The following is a 17,105-nucleotide window of genomic DNA, read 5'->3' on the forward strand; positions in this document are numbered from 1 at the left end:
CGACTTTATTTCTATATGCGTCTACTAATCTTTTCGTAATTAATGCTTGTATGATTTTTGTACCAATGGTATAAAAAATAATGGAATAAAAAAAGAGTATAAAATGGAATACAGTGAATCAATGATTGAAGGTAGTATAATCAATGAGTTAACTTGTCCTGATTGTGGTTGTAAGCATCATCAGGTGAAAGGCGTGATTAAATATGCCTTCTTTTTTATTGAGTCTATTCCATTTTACCCGGTTAAAAAAAGTACTATTATTGAATGTCAGCAATGCTGGGTTCAAACCGATGCAGCGACTTTACCAAAACAGCGTGTCAAAGAATTGTCAAAAAATCTATTTCCCGCTTGGCGATTGTTCAGTAAATTTTTAGGGTCGCTTTTAACGTTAATGTTCCTAGGTTACTTAGTACAAGGTGAAATCAAGCAACATCAATTGTCTGATCAGTTTATCGAAAACCCTGCTGTTAATGACTTCTACCATGTTGATTTTCGGTATCTTTCTAGTGAGTTACGACCCAATGAAAAATACCGTGTTGGGAAGGTTACTGATATTACCGGTGATGTAGCAACCGTGGTCTATAGCCGATTATTTTATCGTATGCAGCATGGTGCAGATGAAAGCATTAGAGTCGGGCATGTAACCCACTTTAGTTTTTTTCAAGAAAAGAATATCATTACAGTTTTGCTGAATTACATAAAATTCGCACGCAAGGTGCTATTTATCGGGTTGAAAGACCGATTAAAAATGAATTAAGGGGTAAGCCCGTTGTAACCGCGAAAAAGCGTTTTTTAAGTAGTACTTACTTCCCTGGCGCAAGACAGAACAATTCAGGTTTAGCTTTTTTAGAAGCGAGCTATATAGATAACCATATCGAATTAGCCTTTGAAAAATTCAACCTCTCAGCTGAAAGAGGCTATAAGCTTGGGCAAGTTAATTTAGCTGAACTTTACATCACAGGTAAGCATGGTGAGCAAGACTTAAACCAAGCACTATTTTGGCTACAAGAAGCGGCCTTACAAGACCACCAACCCGCCATAGATAAATACCTTATTGTTTGCCAGCAAGTTGCACAGTGCAGTAAAAGTGACTTCATCAAGGTATTATCAGAGCAAGGTGTTAATTTTCATATAGACAAATAGAACCTAAATAGATCGGGTGGGTATAGATTTAAAAGTAAGAGACTGCAATATCGGATTTATTGTCGATGTTCATTAAGAAAACATATTCTTTATGCGGCTAAGGAACTTTCCATCACTTTGCGCAGACTCATCGTATTCGTAAGGTGAATCTAATACGGCTAAACGCAATGAATACGTGCCTCCGTGTCCCCAAGGCCACCATAACGCTATAATCGCTGGTGTTGAATCTGTGGCAGGTCGAGCTAAAATAAGTTGATCTTTGTTAAGTTTAATTAAGGGACCTAAGTATTCTTTAATTTCTTGTGGTGCTTTTTTTGCCGTTTTTTTATTCCATTCATGTTGAAATTGTTGGCGAAGTGCGTCTAGCGTTTTATCTTTTTTATCACGAGAGAATTCAGACAGCATAGCGGAAAATCTGTCTTCCCAGCGCCATGTTAATTGCTCGCCTAATAAATGAATTATGGGATGAGTAAACTCTTCGATTTTTTCTTGGCAATATGACACAAACAAGTCCTATAAAATACGCTAAAAAGAAACTAGCTCTTAGCATAACAACAAATTATAGCCGATATATTACAACTGAATCACCATAAAAATAAAGCCTTTATTGGTAATAATTATCATTTGTAATAAATGTAATATAAAAGTGATAAAAATGTAAACTTACAATAAGCAATTGAAAGAAGTAAAGTTAATGGTTAGGTTAACTTTACTTCTCGCATAACTTTTACAGGTTAGGAGTCAGGACTCTATTTATTTTTATCGCTATTTTCTTCTGGTTTATCTGCGCCAAGCCATGCCAATAAAAATGCTTTTTGTGATTCACTTATCTCTTCATCATCTAGGGCTATTACTTTCACTTCTGGATTTTCAATAAAGGTAATCGTGGTTGATAGTTTTTCGCCACGTTGAATGTATTCAATCGTTGTACTTTCACCCGGTTTAAATTGCTCTAATGCACTTGTCCATTGACTGTCGTTACCTATAGTTCTTCGACCTACTTTAACTATTTGGTCAGTACGTTCAAGACCTGCTTGATAAAGAGGAGAGCCAATTTTTATTGGTTTCTCAATAATGGCAGCTTCGCCACTAAAATTAAATTTAACCTGACCTAAAAAAGCATCACCTGGGTGAGCACTAACTATTTTTAAGCCAGCATGAGTTAATAGTGATGCGTAATCAGGTTTTACTTGTCCATAAATATATTGCTCAAAGAACTGCTTAGCAAAGGTATCATTATTTAATAAAGTCCCTAAGGTGTGGCGCAAATCTTCACGGGTGTAAGGAATTTCTGGTTTACCAAAATCTGTCCACATTTTTCTCATAAAATCATCAAGTGATTTTCCTGGAAATTGCTGGCGAATAGATAAATCTAGTGCTAATGCCATGGCACTGCCATAGCTGTAATAGCTGAAAAAGGTATTACTAAAATTAGTTTTATCAATAGCAGTACCCGCATCAGTAAACGTTGCCAGCATACTCGCACCTTCAGGGGTGAAAAATTTTCGACCAGGTACTTGCTCAACCTGATTAACCGTCTTGGTAACAGCTTTTAAGTATTCATCAACCGTAGACTCTTGCGCTCTGCGGATCATTAATTTGTCATAGTAAGAAGTAAAACCTTCGGCGAACCATAAGTTTGTTGTCATGTTATGAGCACTGAAGTTAAAAGGTTCTAATGCTTTAGGTCTTATGCGTTCAACATTCCAAGCATGAAAGAACTCATGTGATAAGGTGCCTAATTGTGAAAAATTCCCTTCATCTAATGATTGAGTATTAGTGAGAATTGTTGAGTTTCTATGCTCCATGCCATCGCGATTGACGTGGGGTAAATAACAGGCAATAAAAGTGTATTCTCCGTAATCAAAAGCAGGTAATTCGCCATAAACTTTAATTTGTTCAGCAACTACAGCTTTAGCTTGACGGGTAAATTCAACTAAATCTTCCTCTAGACCATTGTGATGCACAGCTAAGTTAATTTGGTAATCTTTGCCACTTGAGTGAACAGTCCAGCTTTTTACTTGGTGGTCACTAAGCTCTGTTGGGCTGTCCATAAAATAGGCTAAGTTGGGGGCAGTGAAGGTATATTTATCTTGGGTTTTTTGTAGCTGAGTGGCCACTTTCCATGTTGAACTAAAAGGTTCAAATGTTACTTTTATAGGACGCTTCTCATGGTTTGATGCCCACATAAACGTAGCAGGAATATTCAAGTGAGCATGTGTTCTGTCTATTTGAGCATAAGTACCATCAGCGCGGTCACCAAATAAGGTGTACGTTACGGTTACCTCACCATCGTGATTGTCGATTGCCCACTGATAAGGGTTAGGTCGCGTAATTTCTAAGGACTCGCCCATACTGTTTACAGCAGTCACGTTATAAACGTTTTTAGCAAATTCATGTAAAGCATAGCGCCCTGGAGAGGTGCGGCTCATTTGAACGGTCAAAACTTGGCTTTCAATGTCTGGAAAGGTTACCGAAATTCGCGCTTCATGATGAACCGCGTTTTCGAAAGTCACTTTATAATGTATAACGTTGTCTTTAACAGGTAATGAGTGACTTGAAAAAGCCACTATTAATGCTAAAAGAACTGTGGGGGCAATTCTCATTTTTTAACCCTAAGCGTTTTATATTGTATAATTATTGGCTTAGTGTAGAGAATTATTACTATTTTTTACAGTAGTACTTTTAACAATAATGAAAGTAAGCAACCCATATCATTAAAAAAAAGCTCATAATAAACAATATTATAGCGTTAGCATTTTATTGGTGGCATTAATTAACTGATCTCTTGTTTCCGGTTCAATTGAAGCATGGCCAGCAATTGTACTGAACAATGTAGAATTTGGCAGTTGTTGATGTAAGAGCCAAGCATTGTCAAAAGGGCAGACAATATCGTAACGGCCATGAACAATAACCATAGGAATATTTTCAATCTTATGACAATTTTTTAGTATCTGATTTTCCGATAAAAAGCAGCCATGCACCATATAATGAGCCTCATGACGAGAGAGAGTCCAAGAAGAATCATCGCCGGTGAGTGCAGCAACAAACTCTTCGTTAGGCTTTAGCGTGCAACAACGGATCTCCCATTTAGCCCATGCTTGTGCAACTCGCTCTGCGGCTATTCTATCGTCACCTGTCATAATGTCGTAGGCTGTTTTAACACCGGTCTGAATTTCACCATTAGGCAGAGCATCAAGATACTCTTGCCAATAATCAGGAAAAATTCGAGTACCACCTCCTCCTTCAAATGCCCATCGAGTATCCTCGGCACGGCCTAAAAAAATACCGCGTAATACCAAGCTGATCACTGATTCAGGGTGAGTTTGTGCATAGACTAAAGCCAGTGTTGATCCCCAAGAACCACCAAAAGCATGCCATTTTTTAATCTTTAGCTTTAGACGAATTTTCTCAATATCGGCAACTAATAACTGAGTATTATTATTATCTAAACTACCAAAAGGCAACGAACGACCACAGCCACGTTGGTCAAATAATATAATGAGATATTTCTCAGGATCAAAGAAACGTCGGTCATTGGCTGAACATCCAGCTCCTGGTCCACCATGAATAAAAACAACGGCTTGTCCTTTTGGATTACCACATTGTTCTACATAGAGTTTATGTTGGTCACCAACGGGTAATAAAAAATGATCAAAAGGTGTGATTTCTGGATAAAGTTCGTTCATTGCTACGCTCATCGTTAATAATGAAATGAATTAATCTCACTAGGGTTAATGTTATCGCTATCTAGCTAGTTCATGAATAAATACATAGTTACACTGGAGTATAAATTATTTATAAAGTGCAGGTAAATCGGAAGGTAAATACCACCGCTACTATAGCGTGATACACCTAAAATAATGGCTAAAGGCAATAATACCACGAGTATGTTTATATCGTACTGGCCCGCATGAATTAAAGTAAATAACACACTGGTTATAATAATCGTAACAATAACACCTAAAGGCGAGCTTGCTAATCCTTTAAAGATAAAGCCCCTAAAAAGAAGTTCTTCAAAAAATGGGGCGGCTATCACGACGGCAATAAAGAGCAATAATAGATAATCAGTAGTGTTATAAATATTTATCATACTTTGTGGCGTTTTTATACCTAAGGCATCTGAGGCAAAGTAAGAAAAGATAAAATAACCTATTAGGGCAACATTATAATTAATGAAGTTGGCTTTATTTGGCCATTTGTCAAAACCTAAATAGGCCGCAGCTGTTGTTAGCTTTCTTCTTGCTGCGCAATAAAAGATCAAGGGGGTTAAACATAAAGCCGTGATCAGATAGTTAATCGCATTAAAGTCACCATCGAGTGCTAACCTTTGACTTATTTTTACCCCAGCGGTTAGGACGCGATCTATACTCATTGCTGGTGCGGCGACTTCTATGCCTGCGGCTATAGCAAGAACAGTAATCGAAATAATAAAGTAGAGGATGAAAAACAGTAAGGTTAACCCTAACGTTGCTGTAGCGCTCCACGGGCGACGAGTTTCAGTTAATGTTACCGCTATTTTTTGTGCATCAGCTAACATTGCTTTTCCTTGGTATTAGGACATAAAGAGAAAACATTCAGTAGTATCATTTACAGTAAATAGGCAAAGTGTTTTTTCTCTGCTGATTAAGTGCTTGCAGTGCTAAATATTTAAAAGATTAGCGAGTTGAGAATTTCGTTAAAGTGCGGTGAAGTTATCTTTTTCAGTTAAATTAAATTTTCTAATACACGCTTGGCAGATACAACTTTTACCCTTGGCTTTATCAGGAACTTGTTGAATTAAGGCTCTGGGCACTTCTTCTAAAGTGCACCAACATTGCTCAGGTGAATCGACATCACAACGGTTTTTTTGTTGGCAAAGAGGGCAGTTGCTGGTCTCTATATTTATAGTCATAGATTATTTACGCTTGAATTGTAGGGCGACAGTGTAGCTCGACAAGCATAGCAAGAAAAACCTAAGCTGACTTTACTTTTATGGGTAGTGTAGTTTTTTGATTCGCATGGCTAATGTTGTTAAAAATGTTGCTTTATTGACCTCATTAAAGGCAAACTAGCTAGATAATAAAAACAAAAAGGATTTTTTTTGCGTATTTTCAATTCTTTACCCCCAATAAAAATATTTATCGTTAGTGCCTTATTACTCTTACTGAGCGGCTTAACGCACGGCGAAAAATATGATGACATTTATATTGAAGCAGCCCCTACTTGGGTTGAGTCTCGTGATATCACACTAGCAAAAGACATTCCCGTAGACGAAATAACCGATGGTGTATTTTATCAATTACTGGATTCACAAAGGAAATTATCTGAAAAACAACAAAGTGCTTGGTATTCTCGCTATGTTCAAACAGTTGTAAACCAAGCTGGTGTTGATTATATCTCGCAAATAAATCTCGATTTTGACCCTACTTACCGAAAGCTGGTACTCAATACCTTGTTCGTTATTCGAGATGGGCAACGTATTGACAAATTGTCGAGTGCAAAGATTTCATTATTAAACCGAGAAACCGAATTAGAAAATCAAATTTACAATGGCTCCTTAACACTCAATATCCTTATTGACGATATTCAAGAGGGTGACACCATTGATTATAGTTTTACGCGTTATGGCGACAACCCGGTTTATAAAGGTATTTTCGCTTATAGCCGAACACTGAGTTGGAGTGTACCAATACGAGATCAATTTGTTCGAGTGCTTTGGGGGAAAAGTAAGCCTTTATTTTCCAGCACGCGCAATGTGTCAGTGCCAATTACAGAAAAAAAACTGGGTGAGTACACCGAATACCAAGTGCATATGCATAACGCTGAAACACTGTCATCAGCAAGCGAAGTGCCGGGTTGGTATGAACCTTATGGCTTAGTATCATTTAGTGAAAGTAAAAACTGGGGCGATGTTGCTGTCTGGGCTGAAACCTTATATCAACCGAGTGAACAACATAAAACGATTATTGAAATTGCTAATGAGCTTCAGCAAAAAAATAAAAGCCAAGCAGAGCAAATTGCAGCAGCATTAAAATATACGCAAGACAATATACGCTATGTTGGCTTAGAAATGGGGGTTAATTCCCATTTACCGACACCGGCCCATGAAACCTTAGCGTTGAAATATGGCGACTGTAAAGACAAAGCCTTATTGTTTATTACGCTGTTAAAGGCATTGGGCATTGATGCATATCCCGCCTTAGTTAATACCGAAGAAACTAAATTTCTTGTTGAACAACTCCCTGCGGTTAATTTGTTTAATCACGTTATTGTTACCTTAGAATTTAATGGTAAACGTATTTGGTTAGATCCGACGTTAAGTTATCAAGAAGGGCGTTTAGCCTACCTTTTCCAACCCGATTATGGATTTGCGTTGGTAGTTAAATCGGGAGAAACAGCTTTAACATCAATGGCTAATAGTCAGTCAAATTCTTATACTCATGTTGAAGACCGTTATGTTATTGGCGAAAATGTAGAGCAAGCAGTACCCTATTATATTGTCAGTGAATATTTAGGTGATACCGCGCAAACTAAGCACAGTCAAATTGAACAAGCGGGTAAAAAGAAACTTTCCACAGACTATGAAACCTTTTATCAAAGTACCTATCCTAAATTAACAGCCACTTCCGCCGTTGATATTACAACAGATTATTCAACAGGCGTGTTGAAATTGGCCGAAAGCTACACGATTAAGGAATTTTGGAAAAAAGGAGAGGTTGATTATGAAAGAAGCTTCTATCCTACGGATATCAGAAATGCTGTTTATAAGCCCAAGCAAGTCGCAAGAGTAGCGCCGCTTTGGTTCGCTTACCCAAATAATATCATTAATAAAATCACCTTAGAATTCGAAGAACAAAACTGGGAATTTGATGATGAAAGCTTCGTTGAAGACAACGACTTTTTCTTTTTTAAACGCGATGTTTCCTTTACCGATAATATCTTAAACTTAACTTTTGAATACCGCTCTAAGACTGATCATATTCCGGCAAATGAAGTGGAAAGTTATCTTGCTGCAAGAAAAACGTTAAGAAGTAAAGCTTACTATGGCATTACTAAATATGCGAAACAGACAACCAGTATGGTTGACGTTGACGATGAAGAAAGCCCTTTAGCGAGTTGGATGCTTATCGCAATGTGGACTTATGCTATCGGCTTGGTTGCACTTCTTGTTAGCTGGCGAATCGAGTCTAATAAACGACCGGTATTTGCTAATAGTCATTTTTTTCCAGTAGCATTAGTTAAATTTATTACCCTGTCATTTTTTACCTTTGGACTTTATAGTGCCTATTGGATGTATCGAAATTGGCAGGTTATTAAGCAAAAACAGCAAAGCGATATCATGCCAATCGTACGAGGTTTCTTTTCTATCATTTGGTTCTATCCACTATTTTTAGCATTAAAAAATGACAGTATTGAACGTTTTGATAAAAACAAAGTGATGCTGCCTTTTATAGCGGTAATTTTTGCATTGGTGTATTTAATACTCTCATTAGTGGGTAACTATACAGAGCAAAAGGTTTTGAATGTATTGATAATGCTATTACCTTTACTCTTCATTCCTTTTGTAAAATACATTAATAGTATTAACGATCGAAACAGTGAGGCCATTCAGTACAATTCAAGATGGAATATACACAGCATTGTTGCGATTATATTATGTTTACCACTGCTGAGTTTAACCGTCGCCCAAGAAACGCCTTTTTTGCCAAGTGATTCGGTTATTTCGCAAAATGAAATTATGCAACACGACATGAAATATCTTTATCGACAGAATGTTGTTGCTGCCGATGAAACGATCCATTATTTTTATAGTGATGCTTTTCTAACTATTCGTGATGACGGAAATGGCTTTACCGATAAAGAAGTTTTCTCTTATTGGCAAGATGACAATGATGGTTTCCAGCTTGAAAAAGTCCAATTTCATGAGATTAAAGACATCAGTGTTACTTATGGCAAAGCAACAGATGAAAATACCATAGTGACGGTTACTCGTCTTGATGACACTAATTTTAAACTGTTTGTTGCTTCGACAAATGCAGGCGATAAATTATTTGTCGATAAGTTAACGGCACTTTGGGAGTTAGCTAAGATACGTTAGCGGTATCTTTGTCATGGGATAAGTAAATGATGGACATTTCAATTGAGAAGATAATCATTGAGTCTTTAGCATTAACTAAAGATGGAGTAGGAATTTTCAATAGAGATGATCGTCTCATTTATTGTAATGATGCTATTGGTCGATTATTTGGTATGTCTGCTAAAGAGGCGCTTAACAAAAGCTTTTCTGAACTAAGTGCAGACTGCTTCAATAATTCAAAAGGGATTAATATTGAATTTACAACTTTAGAAGCTTGGTTATCTCATGCCTCAGCGAAGAGAAGAAGTTGTCCTTATCGAGCATTTGAAGTCGATACCCAAGATGGTAAGTGGTTTCTCGTTACCGAACAGATTGTTCACAATGATTACCTTTATATGTACATCACAGATATTACAGAAAAAAAGGCAAACGCGAGAGCGTTACAGCTAATGTCTGAACAATTTCAAAAGCTTGCTACTACCGACTCTCTTACCGGTATTTATAATCGCCGTTATTTCTATGAAAAAGCTGAGGCCGAGTTCAATCGAAGTAGCAGGAAAAACAAACTATTTTCAATAATGTTTTTGGACTTAGATAAGTTCAAGCATATTAATGATAAATTTGGTCATGCTGCCGGTGATGCATTTTTAAAGGGTTTTGCAGACAATGTTCAGACGCACCTCAGAAGCTATGATACTTTTGCTAGGGTGGGTGGGGAAGAATTTGCCATATTATTACCTAATACCGACAAAAATAATGCCAGTATCATTGCCGAACGAATAAGAGCATCAATAGAAACCCTTATTATTCCTTTTGAAAATCAATCATTAAAGATCACAGTATCAGTGGGTGTGGTAGAAAATTCAAATGAGATCAAATCGATTGACCAAATAATGAATAATGCAGATAAACGCTTATACCAAGCGAAATGTAATGGTCGTAACCAGATTTGTTAAAAAGGGGTTTAACAAAAATCTGCATAACTACTGATGAGTAGTGGTTTTATAGGTCGTAGTTCTTAGTAGACGTTAGAATCACAACCCGAATAGCGCAGACTAAGATACTATTATTTATCACACTACCGCCAAGCCGGTCGCCACTCCTTGAGCCCAGCACGCTTGAAAATTATAACCACCCAACCAACCCGTAACGTCAATCACTTCACCAATAAAATACAAATCATCGCTCTTTTTGGCGGCAAAAGATTTTGAAGATAATTCGTCGGTATCAACACCGCCAAGTGTAACTTCCGCTGTTCGATAACCTTCAGTACCATTAGGCTTGATTTGCCATTGGTGAATAAAAGCATGAATGGCTTGAATTTCTGCATGGTTGAGTTGGTTAACCGCTTTGTCAGGAATGTCTTTGCTTTCAATTAAGCACTCAATGAACCTTTTTGGTAGTAAGGTCGCGAGCAAATTTTTAAGCGATTTTTGCGCTTGATGCTGGCGCCATTCAGCGATGATGTCATTTAAGCTGTGATCGGGTAACAAATTAATGGTTACTGCTTGACCTGCTTGCCAAAAAGAGGATATTTGCAAAATGGCGGGGCCAGACAAACCTCGATGGGTAAATAAAATATTTTCTTTAAAGGTTTCGCCGCTGTCACTAGTGACTTCGGTAAATATACTTATACCAGATAAACCATCAAAGCGGGTTTTATCGTGATCATGTAAAGTAAAAGGCACTAATGCCGCTGTTGTTGGTAATACATTCAAGCCAAACTGTTCTGCTATTTTATAGCCAATAGGACTTGCGCCAAGCTTCGGCATTGTTAAGCCACCAGAGGCGACCACTAATGATTTACAGCTATAACTCGCTTCTGTTGTTTGGACTTGGTAACCACTGTCAGTTTTAGTGACTGAAAGTACTTCATTACGCATTTTAACTTCAACGCCTGCCCAATCACATTCGGTCATCAAAACGTCAACAATATCTTTTGCACTGTCATCACAAAATAACTGCCCTAATGTTTTATGATGATAATTTACGCCATGGCGTTCAACAAGTTCAATGAAGTCTTGTGCTGAATAACGACTTAATGCTGATTTTATGAAGTGAGGATTTTGGCAAATATAGTGTTCAGCACCGGCATTTTCATTAGTGAAATTACAGCGTCCGCCACCACTGATCAGTATTTTACGGCCTGGTTTTTTGCCCATATCGACGACAACGACTTTCTTACCTCGATAACCCGCTGTTGCGGCACACATCAATCCTGCAGCACCTGCACCAATAACTAACACGTCAATTTGCAAAGCATTTTCCTATGATTTTAAGTTTACTTTATTTCTTATAAATCATTATATCTTGAATAGTCGTGTTATTACACGAGATGTTGCCTAAACAAAAAGCCGCCAAGATAAAGAAATGCAAAGATTGTGTAAAGGTCAGAACTAATCAGCAGCACGTGACTCTATTGCCATTGAAGCTGCCAAAATTTCATTGGCAATATTTAAACGGCTAATAAAGCGCAGACAACAATAAAGAGTTAGGTGAGTCAATGAATACTAAAAAGTACATACTTTGCATTAAAAGAATAAAGTTTTTAATGGTAACAACGGTAATATTAAGTCTTTCAGCCTGTGGTGGGTCTGATAGTGACTCTAATGCAGAAGGTTATGTGAAGCTCTACAACACCACGAAGAATTCTCCTGCGATCTATTTAACGATAGATGAAGATTTTTCGACCAGTGACGATGACATTGAGTTTACTTATAACGGTGTCCCTTATGGCAGTGCATCAAACGCAAACATTGTAGACAATGGTTCTTACTTCTATGAACTGGCGTGGCAAGATGGCGATAGCACAGACAGTAGCGACTTAACGGTCGTTTATACCGATAGTATAAAAATTAACAATGATGCGATTCAATTGATTGTCATCGGAGAAGATATTTTAGCGCCTTCAGTGACCACTTACGATATAGATATTATTGATGATGAAGATGATGATACCTACGATCGCTTCAATTTTAGAGTGCTGAACATGCATGACGATAGCGAAGGAATCGATGTCTATTTATCTAAAGCCGATGAAACCTTCAATGAAGCTAACTTTATTGGTAGCTACAGTTATCAAGAATTATCGGTTAATCAAAAATTTGACCAAGATGATTATATTTTTTATATCACGACACCAGGAAGCACTGAAGTTTTGTTTCATTCGAATGATATAAGCTTTTCATACAGTAGCCAATATATCATCGCAATACGTGAAAATGATGGTGTGGGAAGCTCACCATATATGCTTGATAAAATGTCTAATTCACTCATAGAATCATTTATTGATTCTGACTCAGAAGCAAAACTTAATGCGTACAATGCGATTGGTAAGCATGACTTGCTACCTGATTATCAAGGTGAATTTTCCTTATATTTAAATGGTATAGACGACTCTCCAGAAATTGAAGCCTTATCGTTAGGTGTGTTAAGTCAGCCTATTGAACTTGCTAAAGGAGACTACAGTGTCGATTTGGTTGTCGGTGATGGAAATGAGGTATTGTTGAAAAACCATTTACTTTCTTTAGGAGAAAATAGCCATAAAACCGCTTTCTTTTATATTGATGAAGTGGCCGTCGATGACGATGGAGATGGTGATGTTGATGAAGACGGTGATGGTAATATTGATGAGATACAGCTAGATGTGCATTCGTTAGTTGTTAGTAATAGTAGTAGAACAAGTATTTATGATCATGAAATTAAAATGGTTAATCTTGTCGACAGTACTGAATTTGGTGCGTTTACTATTTATTTTGTCCGAAGTGATGAAACCATTGAGAGTGCTTTTTATAAAACAGCCGTTAGCTTTGCCAACAGCGAGCTCGTGTATTTAAAAAATAATACCTACCAAGTTTATGTGGTTGCTCAAGACAACAGCAGTGAGATCATCTTAAATGCTTTTGAACTTATCCTAGATGAAGAATCTAAAGAGCAATTTATGGTTGTTGAAGTTGATGATACTGCTCCTACTGGTTATAAAGTGAGTTTGTTTGATCAAACAATATAATGTTGATATCTGATAAAATTATAATCGCCGATGTAGAGATTTTTCTGGGTAGTCGAGAAGTTTATTGCTGCAACCAGTTGGTTACACTGACCGGATTAGAATTTAATTTATTGTGGTTGCTGATGAGTGATTTTCCACAACTAGTTACTCGTGAAAATATCGCTGAGCATATATTTAAGCGTAGCCTGGTCGAGTCTAATCGAAGTATTAATATGCATATTTCAACCATCAGAAAAAAATTACTGGTGAACACTGACAAATCACGAATTAAAACTTTTCGTGGTGAAGGGTATGTTTTTTAACGAATAATGATAGGTTATTATTTAAAAAGGCTTCATATTGAAGCCTTTTTTATACAGTGTATTATTGATTGTGACTAAACGGGTGCGCCCGTCATGATACTTGTAGTACCTACTTTAGCCATTTCAGCTAAATCTTTATCAACAAAAAATAAAGCATGGCCGTCTTGACCTACTAAGTTAATTTTATCTAAGACACTTTTAAACAAAGTCTCCTCTTCATGTTGCTCAGCTACATACCATTGCAAGAAATTAAACGTTGAATAGTCTTGGTTAGTAAAGGCTTGATGCGCTAAAGAATTGATACGTTCGGTAATTGAACATTCATGTTCATAAGTTTTTTCGAAAACGTCAGCTAATGACTTATATTCGTGTGGCGGCGCATCTATGGTACCTATAATAGGTAATGCCCCTGTTTCACTGACATAAGTAAATAAGCGTGTCATGTGGTCCATTTCTTCTGCCGCATGTTTACGCATAAATATTGCTGCACCTTCAAAGCCTTTTTCTTCACACCAGGCACTCATTTGTAAGTACAAGTTGGAAGAGTAAAACTCTAAGTTGATCTGTTTATTTAGTTGTTTGACCATTTCAGGTTTTAACATGTTGGTACCTCATTAAAAAATATCAGTAAATTTTGCCTGTTCTATGGCTGGGACACAAGCTATAAAGTGTAACATTTTTGATTTGTAAGATTTAAAAGTCATAAAAAACAATATGATAAATAACACAAATCATTATCATTACATCTCATCTATAGTGTTTTTAGAATAGATTCAGCGGTACTTACTTCAAATTCTTTAGGCTTTTCAATATGTAAATTTGTTACTGTACCGTTTTCAATGACCATAGCATAACGCTGAGAACGTAAACCACCAAATCCTGCGGTCTCCATACTTAAACCAAGTGCTTTAGTGTAACTGCCGTCGCCATCAGCAAGCATCATAATATTTTCAGCATTTTGTGCTTCGCCCCACGCATTCATTACAAAAGCATCATTTACCGATAAACAGATAATGGCATCGACACCTTTAGCTTTTAATTCATCCGCTGATACCACATAGCCGGGTAAATGAGCGGCTGAACAAGTTGGGGTGAAAGCACCGGGAACGGCAAATAGCACCACTTTTTTGTTGGCAAAAAGCTCATCGGTATTATGGGTAATCATGTTGCCGTCTTTTAACTGTGACAATTCGCCTGAAGGCATGGGTTTATTTTCTTCAATCATAAAATTCTTCTCATTTAACGTTAACTATGTTGATGGGGTAAAGGCAGTATTATCGCTTTACATAAAAAATCTTTGCTGTTTGCAGAACGAGCACAGTCTTTACAAATAAAACATGGTTTATCAACAATACGAGCAAGTTCGTGAAGACTTTTTTCTATGTCTTTTTTTTTCCACTTACAAAGCGCCTTTGCCATAAACTATCCTAAAATGAATATCATTACTTGTTTCATTTTAGGATATAGCGCACCGACATGCATCTATTTATCGTTAAAAACGGTTAAATTAATTAGCAGCATGATTAAGTGTTATGCGCTTTTATCGAGCGTTAAGCCAATATCGCTAACATGGTTATTCACATCAATTGAAATGATATTAGCAAGCTTTTGAGAGTTGCTCACTTCTTCATCAACATTACTCATCGCTTGCTCAAAAGCGATAAAATGTTGGCGTTGCAGCGTTATTTGCGTCAGAGAGTCTTGTGCGACCGTGGCGGATATTTTAGCCTGTCCGGTCACTTCTAACGCAGTTTCTTGTAATTGGTCAGCAATTGTTTTTTGATTGAGGGATGCTGTTTCTATATCAATAATTGTTTTTTCAATTGAATTACTGGCACTTTGCAGTTGGTCTAAGCGTTGTGATATCTGTTTAAGTGAATCTTGAGTTTTACCGGCTAGTTGCCTGACTTCATCGGCAACGACAGAAAAACCTCTGCCGTGTTCACCCGCTCTTGCGGCTTCAATTGCCGCGTTTAAAGCCAGTAGGTTAGTTTGGTCGGCAATGGCACTAATAACGTCAACAATAGAGGTAACACTATCAACAGATTGAAAGAGTGAGGTTATTGCGCTTTTACTTTGTTGTGCCGCGATGCTGGTTGAGTCGCTTGCGGCGAGCACTTGTGCAACTCGGCTTTGACTTGTTTCCATTGCCTGTTGAGTCGCTTGTGCGTTGTTTACAACCTGCTCGGACAACGTGTTTACCGTTTCAGTCGCTTGGCCTAATGCATTCATAATTTCACGAGCACCTTGCACATGCGTGCTGGTACTATTTGACGATTGATAAATGTTTTTAACTTGGCTTTCCATGGTTGTTAATGCTTTGGCGACCAAATCAAGCTGTTGTGCTTTTGCTTTATCATCTTGTGCAAGTTTGTTGACCATTTTATTAAAACTGGACGATATTTCTCCAAGCTCAGTTTCCGCCGAAATATCAGTAATGTTATCAACCTTTCCTTGTTCAACAAGTTGAACAAAGCCATTTCGTAATTTACGTAACGGATTTAAAATAACACTGCGTTGCAACCAGTAATTGGCGACTAAGAAACAGATTAAAAAGGATAGCAAACCAATAACTATTCGATAAAGTTGCTGATTCAACACTTGTTGTTTTTTTAGTATTTCTGTTTCAGCGATAAGAATAATATCTTCTAATGCAGTAACATTTTTCTTGAGTAGTGCTAAGCCAGCGGTGCGCTGATTCTGTGAGTTTAGGGTGTTTTCAAACTCACTTTGATAACGATTAATGAGTGAATTGAGTTCATCAATCGCTTCTTCACTGATGTCTTCTTTGTCATCGTCATTGGAAAAAAAGTCATCTTCATCAGTATTACCGTCGCTTTCAAGGAAAATAGCCAATAAAGGATAATTTGTTAATTGTTGATGCCGTTGTGCTAATTCTTGTAAAGCATTTTTAAAGCCGGTATCGCTAATGTTTTGGCTAAGGAACAACTTTTCACGCGTGTTGATTAAATGGTTTAATGCGCGAGCAATATTGCTCACTGTTACTAAATAATTTATGCGCTGCTGTTCGTCTAGCGCCTCACTTTCAGAGGCATATTTTATCAGCGAGTGAGTAATAGCTACCATATTCTGTTCGCTGTTACGAAGCAAAGCGAGTGGGTTACCACTTAACTTACCCATGGCACGATACTTTGTTTCAATATTTTTATTAAGTTTGCCCGCTTCTTCAGTAATGTTATGGCTTAAGTTACCAATATCCAAGCTTGTTGATCGTGTAATTATTTCGTTGAGTTGCTCTTGTGCGGCATTAAGCATGCTGGCATCACCAGTTTGTAGATAGGTTGCAATGGTGCGATAAAACTTAACGGTGGTTAACGTTTTTAATGCATGATATTCAGCGTACTGGCCCCGACTTGATGTAAGAGAAGTTCCAACATGATACATAGTTGCAACGAATATAACGGCAAAAATACTAATGGCAATAACAGACAGTCGTGAAAAACTTGATACTCGCATAGTCAATCCTTGAAGGGTATTCACAGATAAATTAATGCCGATTCTTACTGATCTTTGTTGCGGTTTTATGACAAATGTTTACTGAACAAGTATGAAGTGTGTTGTGGTTAGATTT

At 37.3% G+C, this 17,105-nt stretch carries 15 protein-coding genes; 5 read left to right on the forward strand and 10 right to left on the reverse strand.

Going from position 1 to position 17,105, the window contains the following annotated elements:
• Window positions 1-103 precede the first annotated feature (103 nt).
• Complete coding sequence (locus H4J75_RS04060) at window positions 104-757, forward strand: hypothetical protein (RefSeq protein WP_182221419.1); 654 nt, start codon at window positions 104-106, stop codon at window positions 755-757.
• A gap of 458 nt (window positions 758-1,215) precedes the next feature.
• Here the strand turns inward: H4J75_RS04060 and H4J75_RS04065 are convergent, their stop codons facing one another.
• The 5 genes from H4J75_RS04065 to H4J75_RS04085 all read right to left on the reverse strand — a co-directional run bounded on the left by H4J75_RS04065 (window position 1,216) and on the right by H4J75_RS04085 (window position 6,037).
• Window positions 1,216-1,647 carry a hypothetical protein gene (locus H4J75_RS04065; protein WP_182221420.1) on the reverse strand — a complete coding sequence of 144 codons (432 nt, stop codon included), beginning with the start codon at window positions 1,645-1,647 and terminating at the stop codon, window positions 1,216-1,218.
• A gap of 245 nt (window positions 1,648-1,892) precedes the next feature.
• Window positions 1,893-3,749: a M61 family metallopeptidase gene (locus H4J75_RS04070; protein WP_182221421.1), complete on the reverse strand. Its 1,857-nt coding sequence runs from the start codon at window positions 3,747-3,749 to the stop codon at window positions 1,893-1,895.
• A 138-nt stretch (window positions 3,750-3,887) separates the two neighbouring features.
• Window positions 3,888-4,832 (reverse strand): prolyl aminopeptidase, encoded by a 945-nt coding sequence (pip, locus tag H4J75_RS04075; protein ID WP_182221422.1) that lies wholly within the window; start codon window positions 4,830-4,832, stop codon window positions 3,888-3,890.
• A gap of 65 nt (window positions 4,833-4,897) precedes the next feature.
• The gene (locus tag H4J75_RS04080) at window positions 4,898-5,683 is read right to left on the reverse strand and encodes a CPBP family intramembrane glutamic endopeptidase (RefSeq protein WP_182221423.1); all 786 of its coding nucleotides are present in this window, start codon (window positions 5,681-5,683) and stop codon (window positions 4,898-4,900) included.
• 138 nt (window positions 5,684-5,821) lie between these two features.
• On the reverse strand, window positions 5,822-6,037 hold the full coding sequence (locus H4J75_RS04085) for a cysteine-rich CWC family protein (protein WP_182221424.1): 216 nt from the start codon (window positions 6,035-6,037) through the stop codon (window positions 5,822-5,824).
• Window positions 6,038-6,226: 189 nt separating this feature from the next.
• Here H4J75_RS04085 and H4J75_RS04090 point away from each other — a divergent pair, with 189 nt between their 5' ends.
• Both H4J75_RS04090 and H4J75_RS04095 read left to right on the forward strand, forming a co-directional pair.
• Window positions 6,227-9,223, forward strand: a complete 2,997-nt coding sequence (locus H4J75_RS04090) for a DUF3857 domain-containing protein (protein WP_182221425.1) — start codon at window positions 6,227-6,229, stop codon at window positions 9,221-9,223.
• A gap of 26 nt (window positions 9,224-9,249) precedes the next feature.
• Window positions 9,250-10,158, forward strand: a complete 909-nt coding sequence (locus tag H4J75_RS04095) for a sensor domain-containing diguanylate cyclase (protein ID WP_182221426.1) — start codon at window positions 9,250-9,252, stop codon at window positions 10,156-10,158.
• Between the two features lie 117 nt (window positions 10,159-10,275).
• Here H4J75_RS04095 and H4J75_RS04100 read toward each other — a convergent pair whose 3' ends face one another.
• Window positions 10,276-11,460, reverse strand: a complete 1,185-nt coding sequence (locus H4J75_RS04100; protein ID WP_259366356.1) for an NAD(P)/FAD-dependent oxidoreductase — start codon at window positions 11,458-11,460, stop codon at window positions 10,276-10,278.
• Window positions 11,461-11,705: 245 nt separating this feature from the next.
• Here H4J75_RS04100 and H4J75_RS04105 point away from each other — a divergent pair, with 245 nt between their 5' ends.
• Together H4J75_RS04105 and H4J75_RS04110 are read left to right on the forward strand one after the other, a co-directional pair.
• Window positions 11,706-13,211, forward strand: coding sequence for a hypothetical protein (locus H4J75_RS04105; RefSeq protein WP_182221427.1), 1,506 nt, complete (start codon window positions 11,706-11,708; stop codon window positions 13,209-13,211).
• On the forward strand, window positions 13,211-13,513 hold the full coding sequence (locus H4J75_RS04110) for a winged helix-turn-helix domain-containing protein (protein ID WP_182221428.1): 303 nt from the start codon (window positions 13,211-13,213) through the stop codon (window positions 13,511-13,513). Before H4J75_RS04105 ends, H4J75_RS04110 begins: the two co-directional genes overlap by 1 nt.
• A gap of 74 nt (window positions 13,514-13,587) precedes the next feature.
• On the opposite strand, the gene ftnA is transcribed toward H4J75_RS04110, so the two are convergent.
• The 4 genes from ftnA to H4J75_RS04130 all read right to left on the reverse strand — a co-directional run bounded on the left by ftnA (window position 13,588) and on the right by H4J75_RS04130 (window position 16,990).
• Entirely contained in the window at window positions 13,588-14,115 is a 528-nt protein-coding gene (gene ftnA, locus H4J75_RS04115) for a non-heme ferritin (protein WP_182215314.1), read from the reverse strand.
• A gap of 149 nt (window positions 14,116-14,264) precedes the next feature.
• Window positions 14,265-14,738, reverse strand: a complete 474-nt coding sequence (locus H4J75_RS04120; RefSeq protein WP_182215316.1) for a peroxiredoxin — start codon at window positions 14,736-14,738, stop codon at window positions 14,265-14,267.
• Window positions 14,739-14,758: 20 nt separating this feature from the next.
• Window positions 14,759-14,932, reverse strand: a complete 174-nt coding sequence (locus H4J75_RS04125; protein ID WP_182215318.1) for a hypothetical protein — start codon at window positions 14,930-14,932, stop codon at window positions 14,759-14,761.
• Window positions 14,933-15,043: 111 nt separating this feature from the next.
• A complete protein-coding gene (locus H4J75_RS04130) occupies window positions 15,044-16,990 on the reverse strand; it encodes a methyl-accepting chemotaxis protein (protein WP_182221429.1) in 1,947 nt (648 codons plus the stop codon).
• Between the last annotated feature and the right edge of the window lie 115 nt (window positions 16,991-17,105).

The sequence above is a fragment of the Colwellia sp. BRX10-1 genome, assembly GCF_014077545.1.
Classification (GTDB): domain Bacteria; phylum Pseudomonadota; class Gammaproteobacteria; order Enterobacterales; family Alteromonadaceae; genus Colwellia_A.